14 protein-coding genes are annotated in these 16,199 nt (G+C 70.5%); 5 read left to right on the top strand and 9 right to left on the bottom strand.

Annotated features, from left to right (window positions below; translation table 11 throughout):
• The first annotated feature begins 33 nt into the window (after window positions 1–33).
• The 3 genes from glpK (at window position 34) to OIE74_RS31320 (ending at window position 4,053) form a co-directional block, all read left to right on the top strand.
• Window positions 34–1,587 (top strand): glycerol kinase GlpK, encoded by a 1,554-nt coding sequence (gene glpK, locus OIE74_RS31330; RefSeq protein WP_329389609.1) that lies wholly within the window; start codon window positions 34–36, stop codon window positions 1,585–1,587.
• Between the two features lie 27 nt (window positions 1,588–1,614).
• A complete protein-coding gene (locus OIE74_RS31325) occupies window positions 1,615–3,228 on the top strand; it encodes a glycerol-3-phosphate dehydrogenase/oxidase (RefSeq protein WP_329389607.1) in 1,614 nt (537 codons plus the stop codon).
• 153 nt (window positions 3,229–3,381) lie between these two features.
• The gene (locus tag OIE74_RS31320) at window positions 3,382–4,053 is read left to right on the top strand and encodes a FadR/GntR family transcriptional regulator (RefSeq protein ID WP_329389605.1); all 672 of its coding nucleotides are present in this window, start codon (window positions 3,382–3,384) and stop codon (window positions 4,051–4,053) included.
• Window positions 4,054–4,184: 131 nt separating this feature from the next.
• On the opposite strand, the gene OIE74_RS31315 is transcribed toward OIE74_RS31320, so the two are convergent.
• The 5 genes from OIE74_RS31315 to OIE74_RS31295 are packed head-to-tail and all read right to left on the bottom strand — an operon-like array spanning window position 4,185 to window position 10,071.
• On the bottom strand, window positions 4,185–5,216 hold the full coding sequence (locus OIE74_RS31315) for an ABC transporter permease (RefSeq protein ID WP_329389603.1): 1,032 nt from the start codon (window positions 5,214–5,216) through the stop codon (window positions 4,185–4,187).
• On the bottom strand, window positions 5,213–6,781 hold the full coding sequence (locus OIE74_RS31310; protein WP_329389600.1) for a sugar ABC transporter ATP-binding protein: 1,569 nt from the start codon (window positions 6,779–6,781) through the stop codon (window positions 5,213–5,215). The genes OIE74_RS31315 and OIE74_RS31310 overlap by 4 nt, the downstream gene beginning before the upstream one ends.
• Window positions 6,782–6,783: 2 nt before the next feature.
• Window positions 6,784–7,854 (bottom strand): sugar ABC transporter substrate-binding protein, encoded by a 1,071-nt coding sequence (locus tag OIE74_RS31305; RefSeq protein WP_329389598.1) that lies wholly within the window; start codon window positions 7,852–7,854, stop codon window positions 6,784–6,786.
• Between the two features lie 58 nt (window positions 7,855–7,912).
• Window positions 7,913–8,701 (bottom strand): SDR family NAD(P)-dependent oxidoreductase, encoded by a 789-nt coding sequence (locus tag OIE74_RS31300; RefSeq protein ID WP_329389596.1) that lies wholly within the window; start codon window positions 8,699–8,701, stop codon window positions 7,913–7,915.
• Window positions 8,698–10,071 carry an enolase C-terminal domain-like protein gene (locus tag OIE74_RS31295; RefSeq protein ID WP_329389594.1) on the bottom strand — a complete coding sequence of 458 codons (1,374 nt, stop codon included), beginning with the start codon at window positions 10,069–10,071 and terminating at the stop codon, window positions 8,698–8,700. Before OIE74_RS31295 ends, OIE74_RS31300 begins: the two co-directional genes overlap by 4 nt.
• A gap of 254 nt (window positions 10,072–10,325) precedes the next feature.
• On the opposite strand from OIE74_RS31295, the gene OIE74_RS31290 reads away from it, so the two are divergent.
• Window positions 10,326–11,363, top strand: a complete 1,038-nt coding sequence (locus OIE74_RS31290; RefSeq protein ID WP_329389592.1) for a PAC2 family protein — start codon at window positions 10,326–10,328, stop codon at window positions 11,361–11,363.
• 111 nt (window positions 11,364–11,474) lie between these two features.
• On the opposite strand, the gene mshC is transcribed toward OIE74_RS31290, so the two are convergent.
• The 4 genes from mshC to OIE74_RS31270 form a co-directional block, all read right to left on the bottom strand.
• On the bottom strand, window positions 11,475–12,704 hold the full coding sequence (gene mshC / locus OIE74_RS31285; RefSeq protein WP_329389590.1) for a cysteine--1-D-myo-inosityl 2-amino-2-deoxy-alpha-D-glucopyranoside ligase: 1,230 nt from the start codon (window positions 12,702–12,704) through the stop codon (window positions 11,475–11,477).
• 130 nt (window positions 12,705–12,834) lie between these two features.
• Entirely contained in the window at window positions 12,835–13,668 is an 834-nt protein-coding gene (locus tag OIE74_RS31280) for an SCO1664 family protein (RefSeq protein ID WP_329389588.1), read from the bottom strand.
• On the bottom strand, window positions 13,632–14,222 hold the full coding sequence (locus OIE74_RS31275; RefSeq protein ID WP_078078138.1) for a DUF3090 domain-containing protein: 591 nt from the start codon (window positions 14,220–14,222) through the stop codon (window positions 13,632–13,634). The genes OIE74_RS31280 and OIE74_RS31275 overlap by 37 nt, the downstream gene beginning before the upstream one ends.
• Window positions 14,223–14,328: 106 nt before the next feature.
• A complete protein-coding gene (locus tag OIE74_RS31270; protein WP_329389586.1) occupies window positions 14,329–15,033 on the bottom strand; it encodes a histidine phosphatase family protein in 705 nt (234 codons plus the stop codon).
• Between the two features lie 133 nt (window positions 15,034–15,166).
• Here OIE74_RS31270 and OIE74_RS31265 point away from each other — a divergent pair, with 133 nt between their 5' ends.
• Window positions 15,167–16,183 (top strand): magnesium and cobalt transport protein CorA, encoded by a 1,017-nt coding sequence (locus tag OIE74_RS31265; RefSeq protein WP_329392517.1) that lies wholly within the window; start codon window positions 15,167–15,169, stop codon window positions 16,181–16,183.
• Window positions 16,184–16,199 lie beyond the last annotated feature (16 nt).

Genomic DNA, 16,199 nt, shown 5'->3' with positions numbered 1-16,199 from the left:
CTCCGCCCTCCGAACCGAGCAGGAGCAGACACCGTGAGTGACGCACAGAGCACCGGGACTTCCTCCCGCGGAGCGGGACCCTTCATCGCGGCCATCGACCAGGGCACGACGTCCAGCCGCTGCATCATCTTCGACGTCGACGCACGCATCGTCGCCGTCGACCAGAAAGAACACCGGCAGATCTTCCCGAAGCCGGGCTGGGTCGAGCACGACGCCAAGGAGATCTGGGTCAACGTCCAGGAGGTCCTGGCCAACGCCGTCGAGAAGGCCGGTGTCACCAAGGCCGACGTCCTGGCGATCGGGATCACCAACCAGCGCGAGACCACGATGCTGTGGGACAAGAACACCGGTGAGCCCGTCCACAACGCCATCGTCTGGCAGGACACCCGCACGAGCGCGCTCGTGAAGGAACTGGGCCGCAACGTGGGCCAGGACCGGTTCCGCCGCGACACCGGACTGCCGCTGGCGACCTACTTCGCCGGGCCGAAGGCCCGCTGGCTGCTGGACAACGTAGAGGGCCTGCGCGAGCGCGCGGAGAGCGGCGACATCCTCTTCGGCACCATGGATTCCTGGGTGATCTGGAATCTGACCGGCGGCGTCAACGGCGGTGTGCACGTCACCGACGTCACCAACGCCTCGCGAACGATGCTGATGCGCCTCGACACCCTGGAGTGGGACCCGAAGATCTGCAACTCGATCGGTGTCCCGACGGCCATGCTCCCCAAGATCCGCTCCTCGTCCGAGGTGTACGGAACGGCCAAGGGCGGCCCGCTGAACGGGGTCCCGGTCGCCTCGGCGCTCGGTGACCAGCAGGCGGCCCTGTTCGGCCAGACCTGCTTCGCCGAGGGCGAGGCCAAGTCGACGTACGGCACCGGCACGTTCATGCTCATGAACACCGCCAACAAGCCCATCAACTCCTACAACGGGCTGCTGACCACGGTCGGTTACCGCATCGGGGACCAGCCGGCGGTGTACGCCCTGGAGGGCTCCATCGCCGTCACCGGCGCGCTGGTGCAGTGGATGCGCGACCAGCTGGGCCTGATCAACTCCGCGCCGGAGATCGAGACGCTCGCCTCCTCCGTGGAGGACAACGGCGGCGCGTACTTCGTGCCCGCCTTCTCCGGGCTCTTCGCGCCCCACTGGGACTCCTCGGCCCGCGGTGTGATCGCCGGTCTCACCAGCTATGTCACCAAGGCGCACCTCGCCCGCGCGGTGCTGGAGGCCACGGCCTGGCAGACCCGTGAGATCAGCGACGCCATGACCAAGGACTCCAAGGTGGAGCTGACGTCACTCAAGGTCGACGGCGGCATGACCGCCAACAACCTGCTGATGCAGACGCTCTCCAACGTCCTCGACGCGCCCGTCGTACGTCCGATGGTCGCCGAGACCACCGTCCTGGGCGCCGCCTACGCCGCCGGTCTCGCGGTCGGCTTCTGGCCGAACACCGACGCGCTGCGGGCCAACTGGCGCCGGGCCGCGGAGTGGACACCGGACATGGACGCGACGAAGCGCGAGCGCGAATACAAGAACTGGCTCAAGGCCGTCGAGCGCACCAAGGCCTGGCTGGACGACGACGAGGACAGCTGACCAGTCCCGTCCGATCGAGGAGAGACCATGACCACCCTTCACAGCGGTCCCGCCCTGGGCACGCATCCGGCCGGCGGCTCCCTGCCTACCCGCGCCGAGACCCGGGAGCAACTGTCCCGCGCCACCTACGACCTGCTGGTCATCGGCGGCGGCATCCTGGGCATCTCCACCGCCTGGCACGCCTCCCAGTCGGGACTGCGGGTGGCCCTGGTGGACGGTGGCGACTTCGCGGGCGCCACCTCCTCCGCCTCCTCCAAACTGCTCCACGGCGGTCTGCGCTATCTGCAGACCGGTGAGGTGAAGCTGGTCGCCGAGAACCACTTCGAGCGCCGCGCGGTCTCCCGCCGGGTGGCGCCGCATCTGGCGAACCCGCTCACCTTCTATCTCCCCGTCTACAAGAACGGGCCGCACAGCGCGGCCAAGCTGGGTGCCGGTGTCTTCGCGTACTCGGCGCTGTCCGCCTTCGGCGACGGCGTGGGGCATCTGCTGAGCCCGGCGAAGGCGCGGCGCGCGGTGCCCGAGCTGCGGACGGACAATCTGCGGGCCGTGGCCGTGTACGGCGACGACCAGATGAACGACGCGCGGATGGCCGTCATGACGGTACGCGCCGCCGTCGAGTCGGGCGCCGCCGTCCTCAACCACGCCCACGTCACCGGGTTGCGGTTCACCGGCGGGCGGGTGACGGGCGCCGACCTCAAGGACGGCCTGGACGGTACGGAGTTCGGGGTCGACGCCCGGCTCGTACTTAACGCCACGGGCCCCTGGGTCGACCAGCTGCGCAAGCTGGAGGACCCGAGGTCCGAGCCCTCCATCCGGCTCTCCAAGGGCGCGCACCTCGTGCTGCGGCGCACCGCCCCGTGGAACGCGGCGCTCGCGACACCGATCGACAAGTTCCGTATCACCTTCGCCCTCCCCTGGGAGGACATGCTGCTCCTGGGCACGACGGACGAGACGTACGAGGGCGACCCGGCGGATGTGGCGGTCACCGACGCGGACATCCGGCAGATCCTGGACGAGGCGTCGCTGTCCGTCCGCGACCAGCAGCTCTCGCGCGAGCTGATCACCTACTCGTTCGCCGGCCTCCGGGTACTGCCCGGCGGTCCCGGTGACACCGCGACCGCCAGACGGGAGACGGTCGTCACCGAGGGCAGCGGCGGCATGCTGTCGGTGGCCGGCGGCAAGTGGACCACGTTCCGCCATATCGGCCGTACGGTGCTGGACAAGCTGGAGACCCTGCCGGGCCGTCCCCTCGGCTCCGACATCGAACCCACCTCGCGGCTGCCGAAGATGCTGCCGCTGCCCGGCATCGCCAATCCGCAGGCGGTGACGCACCGGCTGCTGATCGACGGCGGCTCGCACGGCGACGGGATGGCGCGCGACACCGCCCACCATCTGGCCAGGCACTACGGGTCGTTGGCGTTCGACATCGCGCGCCTGGCGTACGAGCACCCCGAGCTGGGCGAGCGTATCCACCCGGACGCCCCGGAGATCTGGGCGCAGGTCGTGTACGCGCGCGACCACGAGTGGGCCGAGACCCCGGACGACGTACTGCGGCGCCGTACGACGCTGACGATCCGGGGGCTCGCCACCGACGAGATCCGGGCCAGGGTCGAGCGGTTGCTCGCGGAGCGGCCCAGCTGACGTCACGCCTCGAACCAAGTTCCGAAACAGCGCCGGGGCCGGCAGGACCGTCCCCGGCGCCGTCGTTCTCGCGGAACTCCGGGGGAAGGGGGCGCCGGGCGCGCGCGGAGACGCATAATGGAGGCCGATACATCGGATGTATGGAGGTCGCCCATGGCTGTCACCGACGAGGCCATCGAGAAGATCAAGGGAATGATCGTCTCGGGCGCGCTGCGCCCGGGGGACCGCCTTCCCAAGGAGAGCGAGCTCGCCGCCGAACTGGGCCTGTCGCGCAACTCGCTGCGCGAGGCGGTACGCGCCCTGTCGCTGATCCGCATTCTCGACGTACGGCAGGGGGACGGGACGTACGTCACCAGCCTCGATCCGCAGCTCCTGCTGGAGGCGCTGAGTTTCGTCGTCGACTTCCACCGTGACGACACGGTGCTGGAGTTCCTGGCGGTACGGCGGATCCTGGAGCCGGCCGCGACGGCGATGGCCGCCTCCCGGATCAAGGACTCCGAACTGGACACGCTGGGCGAGCAGTTGGACGCGCTGGGGCCGGAGCCCTCGGTGGAGGAGCTGGTGGCGTCGGACCTGGAGTTCCACCGAGGGATCGTGCAGACCTCGGGCAACTCGGTTCTCTGCTCGCTGCTCGACGGTCTTTCGGGGCCGACGACACGGGCCAGGGTCTGGCGCGGACTGACCCAGGAGGACGCGGTCAGCCGCACCCTGCACGAGCACCGGGCGATCCTGGCCGCGCTGCGCGACCGGGACGCGGAGGCGGCCCGATCGTGGGCGACGGTGCATGTCGCGAGTGTGGAGCAGTGGCTGCGTTCGACGCTCTGAGCGGGACGGCGCGGCATACGCCGACGGGCCTCCCGGGAGAGGAATCCATCCCCGGAGGCCCGCGTCCGTGGCCCGTACCCGTGGCCTGCGTCCATGACCCGCTTCGGCGGCGAGGCCGTGGCCCTGCCCGGTCAGTCCTGCTTCTCGCCGCTCGCGAACCGCGAGATGACCAGGGCGACGATGATGATCGCGCCGTTCAGGAACTGGTTCCAGAGCGCCGGAACCCCGCCCAGCGTCATCACGTTCACCACCAGCTGAAGCGTCAGCACACCGGTCAGCGCCCCGAAGAGCGTGCCGCGCCCGCCCTTGAGGCTGATGCCGCCGATGACGGCGGCGGCGAAGACCTGGAAGATCCAGCCGTTGCCCTGGGTCGCCGCGACGGAGCCGTAGTGGCCGGTGTAGAGGATGCCGGCGAAGGCCGCGAGGACGCCGCCGATCGCGAGCACGATCCAGGTGATCCGGTCCACCCGGATACCGGCGGCGCGCGCCGCCTCCGGGTTGCCGCCGATGGCGTACAGCGAACGCCCGTGCCGCAGCCAGGCGAGCGAGGCCCCGCCGATCGCGAAGAGCGCCAGACAGATCCAGACGGCGGCGGGCGCCCCCAGCCAGTCGGTCTTGCCGAGGTAGCGGAAGGACTCCGGGACATCGGTGATCGACTTGCCCTCGGTGATGCCGATCTGGAGGCCGCGCAGCATCGTGAGCATGCCGAGGGTCGCGATGAACCCGTTGACCCGCAGCTTCAGCATCAGGAAGCCGTTGACGACTCCGACGATCATGCCGACCAGCAGACACGCCGGGATGGCCATCCAGACGGGCAGCAGATCCAGACCGGCGAACCGGCCGCCCTCGCTCGGCAGCACCATCCACATGGCGATGACCGGCGCGATGCCGATGGTCGACTCCAGCGACAGGTCCATCCGGCCGCAGATCAGGATCAGTGCCTGGCCGAGCACCAGCAGACTCAGCTCGGACGACTGCTGGACGACGCTGATCAGGTTGTTGGAGGTGAGGAAGACCGGCGAGACGATGAAGCCGATCACCATCAGCACCAGGATCACCGGCACGAGCGAGAAGTCGCTCCACCTGATGAGCTTCAGCCGGCTCAGCGGATGGTCGTCGGCACGCTCCTTGTCGAGCACCGGCGGTCGTATCGTCCCGGTCATCGGTTCTCCCCCACACCTTCCATGGCGGCGACCAGTTCCCGGTCGGTCCAGCCGCTCCCGAACGTTGCCACCACTCGCCCGTGGAACAGGGCCAGTACGCGATCACAGACCCGCAGATCATCCAGCTCGTCGGAGATGATCACGGCCGCGTTTCCTTCGTCGGCCACCCGGCGTACGACACCGAGCAGCGAATCCTTCGACTTCACGTCGACCCCCGCCGTGGGGCGCAGGGCCACCAGCACGCTGGGCGCGCGGGCCAGCGCCCGCGCGACCACCACCTTCTGCTGGTTGCCGCCGGAGAGACCCGAGACCGGCTGCTCGGGCCCGGTGGTCTTGATGTCCAGCGAGGCGATCATCGACCGGGCGAACTCCCGTGTACGGGAGGGCAGTACGGTCCCCCACGGGCCGAGCTGGTCGGCGACCGTGAGCGTGGCGTTCTCGGCGACGCTGCGGTTCAGTACGAGTCCCTGGAGGTGCCGGTCCTCCGGGATGTAGCCGATCCCGGCGTCCAGCGAGTCCGGGACGCTGCCCGGCCTGACCGTCCGGTCGCGCACCGCGACGCGGCCCGCCGTCGCCTTCCGCATGCCGACCAGGATCTCGCCCAGCGCGGTGTTGCCGCTGGCGGCGGCCCCGGCCACGCCGAGGACCTCACCGGGCCGCACTTCGAGGTCGAGCGGTTCGAACTCGCCCTCCAGGGCGAGCCCTTCGGTGGTCAGTACGGGCTCCACCGTCCGGTCCGGAGCCACCGCGTTGGCGGCGTGCCAGTCGGCCGCCGAACTCGCCGCGTCGCCCGTCATGGCCGTCACGAGGTCCGCCTTGGCCAGATCGGCGACCGGCGCGGTCAGGACATGGCGGGCGTCGCGGTAGACGGTGACGGTGCTGCACAGCTCGTACACCTCCTGGAGGTGGTGCGAGATGAAGAGGAACGCCACCCCCTGGCTCTGGAGGTCGCGGAGCTTCTCGAAGAGGCTGTCGATGCCGCGGGCGTCGAGCTGGGCCGTCGGCTCGTCGAGGATGATCAGCCGGGCACCGAACGACAGGGCGCGCGCGATCTCCACGAACTGCCGCTGCTCGACGGCGAGATCCTTGGCCCGGGTGTTCGGGTCGACGCTGACGCCGTACTCGGCGAGCAGTTCCTCGGCGCGGGCACGGAGCCGGCGCCAGCTGATGAGGCGCCCGCCGATCCCCGAACCGCCCTTGTCCAGGCCGTAGTTGTTGAGGAAGAGATTCTCGGCGACGGTCAGGTCGGGTACGACCATCGACTTCTGGTAGACGCAGGCGACCTTGGACTGCCAGGCCGAGATGTCGCCGAAGGCGGGCGCCGGTTCGCCGCCGAAGCTCACCTTTCCCGCGTCGGCCTCGTGGAGTCCGGTGAGGACGCTGACGAGGGTGGACTTGCCGGCGCCGTTGCGCCCGACGAGTGCGTGGGACTCGCCGGGCGCGACGGTCAGCCGGACACCGTCGAGCGCCACGGTGGGACCGAAGCGCTTGACGATGCCCTCCGCGTGGACGGCGGGCGCCGCCGCTGCCGGCGCCCCGGCCGCAGGTGCCTGGGCCTGGTTCATGGTTAGCTCTTCTTCTCCAGCTGGTTGGCCCACAGCGCCTTGTCGTCCACGTTCTCCTTGGTCACCAGGGGCGCGGGAAGCTGGTCCTCGTAACCGTTCGGGATCTTGATGATGTTGGAGTCGTGGTCGGTCGGACCCTCCTTCGGGGTCTTCCCGGCCAGCGCCTCCTTCGCGTAGTAGAGCGCGTACTTGGCGTAGAGGTCGGCGGGCTGCGAGACGGTGGCGTCGATCTTGCCCTCGCGGATCGCGTCCAGCTCCTCCGGGATGCCGTCGTTGGAGATGATCGTGATGTGGCCCTTCTCCCCCGCCGGCTTGAGGAGCTTCTTCTGCTCCAGGAGGGCGAGGGTGGGCTGCAGGAAGACGCCGCCGGCCTGCATGTAGATGCCGTTCAGGTCCGGGTGGGCGGCGAGCGTGGACTGGAGCTTGGCGGACGCCACTTCGCCCTTCCACTCGGTGGCCAGCTCGAACACCTTGATGCCGGGGAACTTCTCGTCCATGCAGCTCTTGAACGCCTCGGAGCGGTCACGGCCGTTGATGGAGGAGAGGTCGCCCTGGAACTCGGCGACCTTGCCCTTGCCGCCCAGCTGTTCGCCGAGGTACTCGCAGGCCTGCCGGCCGTACGCCCGGTTGTCGGCCCGTACGACCATGTAGACGTCGCCCTTGTCGGGGCGGGTGTCCACGCTGACGACGGGGATGTCCTTGTCGTTCAGCTCGGCCAGCGTCTCGGCTATCGCTCCGGTGTCCTGCGGGGCCATGACCACGGCCTTGGCGCCCTGGTCGGTGAAGGCCTGGACGTTGGAGACGAGCTTGCCGATGTCGTTCTGCGAGTTGGTCAGCGACAGCGCGTCGATCTCCTCGTCCTTGACGCCGGACTCGATGTACTGCTGGTAGGAGTTCCAGAAGTCGCTGTCACTGCGCGGCAGGTCGATGCCGACCTTGCCGCCACCGCCGTCCCCGCTCTCCGAGTCACGGTTGCAGCCCGCGAGGGCCGTCACGGCGAGCAGCGCGGCGCAGGCCGCGGCGCTCGTACGCAGTACGGTGCGTGGGGATCGCCCCACTGGGTGTCGCAGCATGGTTTTTCCGTCCTTGGATGAGTGTCGGCTCAGACTCAGGCTCAGGGCGTGGCAGGGCTCAAGGCGTGGCGGGGCGCAGACGGAGGCCCTGCATTCCGCCGTCGACCGCGAGTGCCGTGCCCGTGACGGCAGCAGCGGCGGGGCTGGCGAGGTACGCGACCGCCGCGGCGACCTCGTCCGCGCTGACCAGCCGTCCCGTGGGCTGGCGCGCTTCGAGGGCGGCGCGTTCGGCCGCCGGGTCGGGTGCCTGGTCGAGCAGGCGGCCGACCCAGGGGGTGTCCGCGGTACCGGGGTTGACGCAGTTGACGCGGACGCCCTCACGGACGTGGTCGGCGGCCATCGCGAGGGTCAGCGACTGCACGGCGCCCTTGCTGGCGCTGTAGAGGGCGCGTTGGGGCAGCCCCGCCGTGGCGGCGATGGAGCAGGTGTGGGTGATCGAGACGCAGCCGGGCCGGCCGGCGGCGGCGCGCCGCAGATGGGGCAGGGCGTGGCGCGCGGTGCGGACCATGCCGAGGACGTTGATGTCGAGGACCCGCAGCCACTCGGCGTCGTCGTTGTCGGTGACGGTGCCGATGGCGCCGATCCCGGCGTTGGAGACGACGGTGTGCAGGGCGCCGAACTCGGCGGCGGCAGCGTCGACCGCGGCGCGGACGGCGGCGTCGTCGGTCACATCGGCTTTGAGCGCCAGGGTGCCTTCGGGGGCGGAGTCGGTGTCCCGGTCGAGTACGGCGACGCGCGCGCCGCGCGCGAGCAGCAGGGTCGCGACGGCCGCCCCGATGCCGGAGGCGCCGCCGGTGACGAGGGCGCCCAGGCCCGCGAAGTCCCCTGTGTCCTGTGCCGCGGTCATGAGTTGACCTCCTCGGTGGGGTCCTGTCCGGGCGATCTTGTCGGCCCGGCAAAGGTCGCCCGGACAGGACCCGACAGGCGGGCCTGCCAGACGGGCCCTTCCGGATAGCGGTGCGCGGCCATCGACTCCGGGTGCATCCGCGCGGAGAAGCCCGGGGCGCCCGGCGCGACATAGCGGCCGGAGTCGATCACCACGGGGTCGGTGAAGTGCTCGTGGAGGTGGTCGACGTATTCGATCGCACGGTCCTCCCAGGTGCCCGAGACGGCAACGTAGTCGAACATGGCGAGATGCTGGACCAGTTCGCACAGGCCGACTCCGCCCGCGTGCGGGCAGACCGGTTTGCCGTACTTGGCGGCGAGGAGCAGGACCGCCAGGTTCTCGTTGACGCCGGCGACGCGCGCCGCGTCGATCTGGACGAAGTCGACGGCCTCGGCCTGGAGCAGTTGCTTGAACACCACGCGGTTGGCGACGTGTTCGCCGGTGGCGACCTTGACCGGCTGGCCGGCCCGGACGGCGGCGTGGCCGAGGATGTCGTCGGGGCTGGTGGGCTCCTCGATCCAGTACGGCTCGTGCGGGGCCAGCGCGGTCATCCAGCGGATCGCGTCGGGCACGTCCCAGCGCTGGTTGGCGTCGACGGCGATCCGGATGTCGGGGCCGACCGCCGCGCGGGCCAGCTTCATCCGCCGTACGTCGTCGTCCAGATCGCCGCCCACCTTGAGCTTGATCTGCTGGAAGCCGTCGGCTACGGCCTGTTCGGCGAGGGTGACGAGCTTGGTGTCGTCGTAGCCGAGCCAGCCGGGCGATGTGGTGTACGCGGGGTAGCCCTCGGCGCGCAGCCGGGCGGCGCGCTCGGCGCGGCCGGGCTCGGCGGCGCGCAGGATCTCCAGCGCCTCGACCGGGGTGATGGCGTCGGTGAGATAGCGGAAGTCGACGAGCGAGACCAGTTCCTCGGGCGTCATGCCGGCCAGGAACTCCCAGACGGGCAGGCCCGCCGCCTTGGCGGCGAAATCCCAGGCTGCGTTGATGACCGCGCCCGCGGCCATGTGCATCACGCCCTTCTCCGGGCCGAGCCAGCGCAGTTGCGAGTCATGGGTGAGCTCGATGTGGAGCGCGGCGAGATCGGCTGCGGTACGCGGTGCCCGGCGGCCGATGACGTACGGCCGCAGGGCTTCGATGGCGGCGGCGAGCACGTCGTTGCCGCGGCCTATGGTGAAGCAGAATCCGTGGCCCTCGGCGCCGTCGCCGGTGCGCAGGACCACGTACGCGGCGGAGTAGTCGGGGTCGGGGTTCATCGCGTCCGAGCCGTCGAGCTGTTCCGAGGTGGGGAAACGGATGTCGTGTACCCCGAACTCTGTGACGGTCTGACTCACTGCACGCCCCCTGAGAAGAACATCGGACCTCTTCGGTCATCCGATGTATAGCGTCGTTGACGGGTAAACGTCCAGGGGCGGAACGAAATTTACGGTCACAGCTCGGATGAATTCTCCGATTCCGGGGTCGGCACCCCCAGCCATGCCCAGCGACGCGGAAGTTCACCCGCGCGTGCACGGGGGCTGCGGGCCGGTAGCTGAGAAGCCGTAAGGTTGGTCCGTACGTTCAGAGCACACTTCGGAAGGAGGCCTGGGTGATCGAGCTCGAGGGGGTACCCGAGCTGATCGACCCGGTCATGGTGGCCGCGTTCGAGGGCTGGAACGACGCCGGCGACGCGGCCTCCACCGCGGTCGGACATCTGGACCGGGAGTGGAAGGGCGAGGTGTTCGCGGCGCTCGACGCCGAGGACTACTACGACTTCCAGGTCAACCGGCCCACGGTCTATCTGGACGGCGGAGCACGGAAGATCGTCTGGCCCACGACCCGGCTCTCCGTGGTCCGGGTCGGCGGCGAGAAACCCCGTGACCTGGTGCTGGTCCGCGGGATCGAACCCTCCATGCGCTGGCGCTCCTTCTGCAACGAGATCCTGGGCTTCGCCCATGAGCTGGGCGTGGAGATGGTGGTGATCCTGGGCGCGCTGCTCGGCGACACCCCGCACACCCGCCCGGTGCCCGTCAGCGGCGTGACCTCGGACGCGGACCTGGCCAGGACGATGGACCTGGAGGAGACCCGGTACGAGGGCCCGACCGGCATCGTCGGCATCCTTCAGGAGGCGTGCACGCACGCGGGGGTGCCCGCGGTGAGCCTGTGGGCCGCCGTACCGCACTACGTCTCGCAGCCGCCCAACCCGAAGGCGACGCTGGCCCTGCTGAACCGGCTGGAGGATCTGATCGGGCTGCGGATCCCGCTGGGCGAGCTGGCGGAGGACGCGCGGGCGTGGCAGCTCGGCGTGGACCAACTGGCCGCCGAGGACAGCGAGGTGGCGGAGTACGTCCAGTCGCTGGAGGAGGCGCGCGACACCGCGGAGCTGCCGGAGGCGTCGGGCGAGGCCATCGCGCGGGAGTTCGAGCGGTATCTGCGCCGGCGTGACGGCGGTCCGGGGCAGTCGCCCGGCGGACACGCCACGGAGAGCGGCGAGGGCTCGGGGACGTATCTGCGCGACACGTCGGGTCCGGGCCGTGGGCGCCCGCCCCGGCCGCCCCGCCCCGGACCCGATTCGGGCCCCGGCACCGGCCCTGACCGGGAGCCGGGTCCGGGCGACGGGGACGACGAGGATTCCTCGGACGACTGAGGACGCTCCCGAACGGACGTCGCCGGTGCGGCGCGTGGCACGCCCACGCGCCGCACCGGCGGACGTCGGTTCCGTCGGTTCCGTCGGTTCCGTCGGTTCCGTCGGCAGGACTTACAGCGCGACCCCCAGCAGCGCGTCCACCGTGCGGGACACCACTCCCGGCGCCCCTTCGTCCGTGCCGCCCGTGGACTCCTGGAGCGCGGCCCAGCGGTCGACCGCGGCCAGCGCCGTCGGGGCGTCCAGATCGTCCGACAGGGCCTCGCGGACCTCTTCCACCAGTGCCTGCGCGTCGGGGCCGTCCGGCCGGGACACGGCCGCACGCCAGCGCGCCAGACGCGCCACGGCCGTTTCGAGCACCTGGTCCGTCCACTCCCAGTCGGAGCGGTAGTGGTGCGCGAGCAGGGCGAGCCTGATCGCGGCCGGGTCCACGCCCGCGTGGCGCAGGGTGGAGACGAAGACCAGATTGCCCTTGGACTTGGACATCTTCTCGCCGTCGAGCGCGACCATCCCGGCGTGCACGTACGTCTTGGCGAACGGGTACTCGCCGGTCAGGGCCTGTGCGTGCGAGGCGCCCATCTCGTGGTGCGGGAAGGCCAGATCGCTGCCGCCGCCCTGGACGTCGAAGCCCATGCCGAGATGGTCGAGGGCGATGGCCACGCACTCGATGTGCCAGCCCGGCCTGCCCCTGCCGAGGCTGCCGCCGTCCCAGCTCGGCTCGCCCTCACGGGCGGCCATCCAGAGGATCGGGTCGAGCGGGTTCTTCTTGCCGGGGCGCTCCGGGTCGCCGCCGCGCTCGGCGGAGAGCAGCCGCATCGCGTCGGCGTCGAGACCGGAGACCTCGCCGAAGTGCGGGTCTGCCTCGACGGAGAAGTAGACGTCGCCTTCCAGCACGTACGCGGCGCCGCTCTCGCACAGCCGCTCCACCAGCGGCACGATGCCCGGTATCGCCTCGACCGCGCCGATGTAGTGCTGCGGCGGCAGCATCCGCAGCGCCGTCATGTCCTCACGGAAGAGGGCGGTCTCGCGCTCCGCGAGCCCGGTCCAGTCCTCGCCGTCGCGCGTCGCGCGTTCGAGGAGCGGGTCGTCGATGTCGGTGACGTTCTGGACATACTGGATCTGCCGCTTGGTGTCGAGCCAGACGCGCTGCACGAGGTCGAACGCGTTGTAGGTCGCCGCGTGCCCGATGTGCGTCGCGTCGTACGGCGTGATGCCGCAGACGTAGATACGGGCGACGGGTCCGGGGGCGACGGTGACGGGGCCACCGGTCGCTGTGTCGTGAATCCGGAGGTCGCGGCCCTTGCCGGGCAGGGCGGGGACGTCGGAAGCGGGCCAGGCATGCATGTCATGAGCGTAACCGGACGTTGCTTCCGGATACGAACCGGACCACCGCTGTTGACCGATTCGGCGCCCTTGCGTGATCGGCCGGTTGATGCATGGCCGCGCCGCCTGATCCAGGCGACGTGCCCTTGGGTCAGACCGGCGGCCAGGGGATCGCGGGCCACTGGCCGGACGGCTTCGGATGGCGTCCCGTACGGCGCAGCTCCTGGACCCGGGACCGTACGGCCTCGGTCTCGGCCGGTGTGATGAGTTCGGCCAACCGGGTGGTGAGCGGGGTGCCTTCGACGAGTTCGCCGGCCAGCCGGTCCAGGACGGTCACGGCCTCGGCGGGCAGCGGCTCCCCCGCCCAGCCCCACAGCAGCGTGCGCAGCTTGTCGTCCACGTTGAAGGTCACCCCGTGGTCGATCGCGTACAGCCGGCCCCCGGCCTCCGGCAGCAGGTGGCCGCCCTTGCGGTCGCCGTTGTTGATGACGGCGTCGAGGACGGCGAGCCGCCGCAGCCGCGGGTCGTCGGCATGCACCAGCAGCGCGGTGCGATCCTCGCCGACCTCGGCGAAGCCGATCGCCTTCCAGCCCTCCGCCGGCTCCTCCTCCTCGACCAGGGCGAGGAGTTGGGGCGCCGAGTCGCTCTCGTCGGCCTCGATCCAGAGCTGGCACATGCCCTCGCCGTACGGACCGTCACGCAGCACGGTGGGCGGCACCAGACCCCAGCCGGTCACCTCGGAGATCTCGTACGCGGCCACCTCACGCCGGGCGAGCGTGCCGTCGGGGAAATCCCAGAGCGGCTGCTCCCCGGCGACGGGCTTGTAGACGCAGGAGCCCTCCTCGCCCTCGTACGAGACGGAGCAGTACAGCACCGCGTTGGAGGCCGCACGGATCCGGCCCCGTACGGTCAGTTCGCCCTTGGTGATCAGATCCACCGCTGTCACGCTCATGCGTCCCGGCGGTATCCGTTCTGGCGCGGGCATACGTGTCCCTCCGGGTCGAGCGGCAGACTGCACAGCGGGCACGGCGGCCGGCCTGCGTTGACCACGTCCAGGGCACGTTTGGCGAAGGCCCTCGCCTGGGCGCCGGAGAGCCGGACGCGGAGCATCGGCGGACCGTTCTCCTCGTCCTGGAGCAGCCGTTCCTCGGCGTCGGCGAGGTCTTCGTCGGTGTCCGCGTCGAGTTCGACGAGGGCCTGGGCCTCGACGATCATGCGCTGTTCGTCGCCGTCCCAGGCCAGCGCCATGGTGCCGACCCGGAACTCCTCCTCGACGGGCGCGTCGAGCGGTGCCGCGTCGGCGACGTCCGTGGGGGCCACTGCGGGCACCGGAGCGTTGCCGCCGGTACGGCGCACGACCTCGTCGAGCAGCTCATCTATGCGCTCGGCGAGTGCGGCGACCTGGGTCTTCTCCAGGGCCACGCTGGTGACGCGGCCCGAGGCGGATGCCTGGAGGAAGAACGTACGGCGGCCAGGCAGCCCGACCGTACCGGCCACGAAGCGGTCCGGCGGGTCGTAGAGGAACACCTGACGGGACACGTCCTGTCTCCCTTGGGAATTGACGGAATGGGGCGGGCCGGGGGCTCCCGGAGAGCGATCCTCCGAGATGGCGCGGACGGCCCGTCCACCCTACTGCGCGCGGCGATCACGCGGCGCCGGTGCCGCCGCCCACGACGGCTTCACCGCCGCTGTCCTTCTTTCCCTCCGCGCCGTTCTCACGCGGTGTCAGGGAACCGAGGTCGCCGGTCTCGCCCAGCCGCAGCAGGAAGGGGCGCAGCCGGGTGTACCTGATGGCGGTGACCGAGCACGGGTCGGCGTGGATCCGCTGGAAGAGGTCGAGATGCATGCCGAGCGCGTCGGCGACCAGTGACTTGATGATGTCTCCGTGCGAGCACATCAGGAAGACGGCGCCTTCGCCGTGCTCGGCCTCGACGCGGGCGTTCCAGTCCCGTACGGCCTCGACGGCGCGCGCCTGCATGGCGCGCATCGACTCACCGCCGGGGAAGGCGGCGGACGACGGGTGCTGCTGGACGACCGCCATCAGGGGGTCGTCACTCAGCTCGGCGAGCTTGCGCCCGGACCAGTCGCCGTAGTCGCACTCGCTGATCCGCTCCTCCTGGTGCGTCTCGATGCCGGGGCGGGCGTCGATGAGCGGCTGGATCGTCTCCAGACAGCGCTGGAGGGGGCTGCTGACGACGGTGGCGAGCGGCAGGTCGGCGAGGCGTCCCGGCAGGGCGGCGGCCTGCGCGAGGCCCTGCTCGTCGAGCGCGACGCCGGGCGTCCGGCCGGCGAGGACGCCCGAGGTGTTGGCGGTGGAGCGTCCGTGCCGTACGAGGATCAGGGTGGCCATGGCGGCCAGCCTAAACGGTGCGGGGAAAGGCGGGCCGGCCAGCTGGACGACGGGACTCGGAGCGGGCGGCGGGCCGGTCCGGGAGTCCGGCGCTGGTGCGGCAGACGTGCGTCGAACCCCTTCGGCCGGGAATATGGACGGGGTGATCGTCGACCGTGCCATCTACCGCGACGGGCGCCGCACCGACGGGCCCGCCGATCTGTCCGACGCCCTGGCCGAGGCGCGCGCCGAGGGGGACGCCTTTCTCTGGGTCGGTCTCTACGAGCCGACGGAGCAGGAGTTCGACCTCGTCAGCAGCGAGTTCAACATGCATCCGCTGGCCGTCGAGGACGCGCTCAAGGCACATCAGCGGCCCAAGCTGGAGATCTACGACGACTCGCTGTTCATGGTCCTCAAGCCGGTGGTGTACGACTCCGAGCACGACACCGTCTCCAGCGGCGAACTGATGGTCTTCGTCGGCGACTCGTTCGTGGTGACGGTCCGGCACGGCGAGGGCGCGCCGCTGCACGCCGTACGCATGCGTCTGGAGTCGGAGCCCAAGGTGCTCAAGCACGGTCCGACGGCGGTTCTCTACGCGGTGAGTGACGCGGTGGTCGATCACTATGTCGATGTCGGCTCGGAGCTCCAGGTCGACCTGGAGGAGCTGGAGGCGCAGGTCTTCTCGCCGAACGAGGACGGTTCGGGCAGGAGCCGCGGGACGGGCGGCCAGCCGACGGCGGAGCGGATCTACACCTTCAAACGGCAGGTGCTGGAGTTCCGCCGGGCGGCCGGACCGCTGGCCGAGCCCATCTCGCGCCTCACGCGCGCCGGGGTGCCGTTCGTCAGGGAGAAGTCGCATCCCTTCTTCCGGGACGTGGACGACCATCTGACGCGCGTCAACGAGCAGGTGGACGGGCTCGACCGGCTGGTCTCCGACATCCTGTACGCCCATCTCGCGCAGATGGGCGTACGGCAGAACGACGACATGCGCAAGATCTCCGCCTGGGCGGCGATGGCGGCGGTGCCGACCCTGCTCGCGGGGATCTGGGGCATGAACTTCCAGCACATGCCCGAGCTGAGCCAGGTGTGGGGTTATCCGGCCGCGCTGTCCGTGATGGTCGGCGCGGTGACCTTCCTGCACCGGCTCTTCAAGCGCAACGGCTGGCTCTGATCCGCCGCCCGCGCGC

Origin of the sequence: Streptomyces sp. NBC_01716 (genome assembly GCF_036248275.1) — a bacterium.
In the GTDB taxonomy this organism is placed as follows: domain Bacteria; phylum Actinomycetota; class Actinomycetes; order Streptomycetales; family Streptomycetaceae; genus Streptomyces.
This window is presented reverse-complemented; position numbering and strand designations above follow the sequence as displayed.

Excerpts from the sequence above, each read along its gene's own strand:
- OIE74_RS31325 (WP_329389607.1), top strand. The coding sequence starts at position 1,615 with ATGACCACCCTTCACAGCGGTCCCGCCCTGGGCACGCATCCGGCCGGC.
- OIE74_RS31320 (WP_329389605.1), top strand. The coding sequence starts at position 3,382 with ATGGCTGTCACCGACGAGGCCATCGAGAAGATCAAGGGAATGATCGTC.
- OIE74_RS31315 (WP_329389603.1), bottom strand. The coding sequence starts at position 5,216 with ATGACCGGGACGATACGACCGCCGGTGCTCGACAAGGAGCGTGCCGAC.
- OIE74_RS31310 (WP_329389600.1), bottom strand. The coding sequence starts at position 6,781 with ATGAACCAGGCCCAGGCACCTGCGGCCGGGGCGCCGGCAGCGGCGGCG.
- OIE74_RS31305 (WP_329389598.1), bottom strand. The coding sequence starts at position 7,854 with ATGCTGCGACACCCAGTGGGGCGATCCCCACGCACCGTACTGCGTACG.
- OIE74_RS31300 (WP_329389596.1), bottom strand. The coding sequence starts at position 8,701 with ATGACCGCGGCACAGGACACAGGGGACTTCGCGGGCCTGGGCGCCCTC.
- mshC (WP_329389590.1), bottom strand. The coding sequence starts at position 12,704 with ATGCATGCCTGGCCCGCTTCCGACGTCCCCGCCCTGCCCGGCAAGGGC.
- OIE74_RS31280 (WP_329389588.1), bottom strand. The coding sequence starts at position 13,668 with ATGCCCGCGCCAGAACGGATACCGCCGGGACGCATGAGCGTGACAGCG.
- OIE74_RS31270 (WP_329389586.1), bottom strand. The coding sequence starts at position 15,033 with ATGGCCACCCTGATCCTCGTACGGCACGGACGCTCCACCGCCAACACC.
- OIE74_RS31265 (WP_329392517.1), top strand. The coding sequence starts at position 15,167 with ATGGACGGGGTGATCGTCGACCGTGCCATCTACCGCGACGGGCGCCGC.